A 1,315-nucleotide genomic window follows, 5' to 3' on the forward strand; every position below is an offset into this window, starting at 1 on the left:
CCAACGACGACGAACACGCCGTATCCACCGACACCGCCGGACCCTCCAGACCCAGCGCGTACGCCACCCGCCCCGACGCCACGCTTGCGCTGGTTCCGGTCAGCGTGTATCCCTCGGTTTCGGCCGGGCTTGCCGCCAACTGCATGGCGTAGTCGTGGTACATGAGGCCCACGTACACGCCGGTGTCCGAGCCGCGTAGCCCGGACGGGTCGATCCCGGCCCGTTCCAACGCCTCCCAGGAAACCTCCAACAACAGCCGCTGCTGCGGATCCATCGCCACAGCTTCCCGCGGACTGATCCCGAAGAACCCCGCGTCGAACATCCCGGCCCCGGAAAGGAACGTTCCGTACCGAGTCTCCGACCGCTGCCGATCGGGGTCGTGCAGTGCCGTCAGGTCCCAACCCCGATCCGCGGGGAACTCACCCACGGCGTCAACACCGTCGACCAGCAGCTGCCAGAACTCGTCCGGGTCATCAACCCCGCCCGGATACCGACATCCCATGCCGACGATCGCTACCGGCTCGTCGAGCGCAGTGGCTGCGGCGACCGGTTCGTTTGCCGGTTCGGACAGCCCGTCCAACCGGCGCTGCAGGTATCCCCGCAGTGCCACGGGGGTGGGGTAGTTGAACAGGAGGGTGGTCGGCAGCCGCAGCCCGGTCACCGCGGTGAGTCGGTCACACATTTTGATGGCGGCGTACGAGTCGAAACCCTGTTCCCTGAAGCTCCGGTCAGCGTCGACATCCTGCGCGTCGGCATGGCCAAGCACGGCGGCCGCATGGGTACGGATCAGGTCAAGCAGGTGCCACCGGCCCCCACCCTCTGCCGGCTCGCCTCTCACACCGGCTACACCAGCGCCGTCCCGCATCGCGGAGCGTTCCGTCTCGGCAAGGCCGAGCGCAGCCGCGCTGGCCTTCATGTCGTGGCGCTCGACCGCGTCCTGGGACTGGTCGATCGGGGCGACACCGCGGCCAATAGGCTCGGCCAGGGTGTCCGGGAGCCAGTGGCGCTGACGCTGGAACGGGTAGGTAGGCAGCGGCACGCGTCGGGGCACGTCTTCGGTAAAGGTCGGGCTCCACTCGATGGCGACACCGGCGACGTGCAGGGCGGCCATCGAACGCAGCCACCGGTCCCGTCCACCGTCGTCACGACGCAGAGTGCCGGCCACCACGAGATCCTCACCGGCCTGCTCCACCGCCATCGCCAACACCGGATGCGGACTGACCTCCACGAACGTCCGATGACCGGCCTCGGTCAACGTGCGGATCACCTCGCCGAACCGGACCGTGTGCCGCAAGTTGCGATACCAGTAGCCACC

At 68.3% G+C, this 1,315-nt stretch carries 1 protein-coding gene; it reads right to left on the reverse strand.

Translation table 11 applies throughout. The features are described from left to right. A partial coding sequence (locus ACLQ2W_RS33785; protein WP_425791944.1) for a beta-ketoacyl synthase N-terminal-like domain-containing protein occupies positions 1-1,315 on the reverse strand: 1,315 nt, incomplete at both ends.

This window comes from Micromonospora sp. DT227 (genome assembly GCF_049841835.1).
GTDB lineage: Bacteria > Actinomycetota > Actinomycetes > Mycobacteriales > Micromonosporaceae > Micromonospora.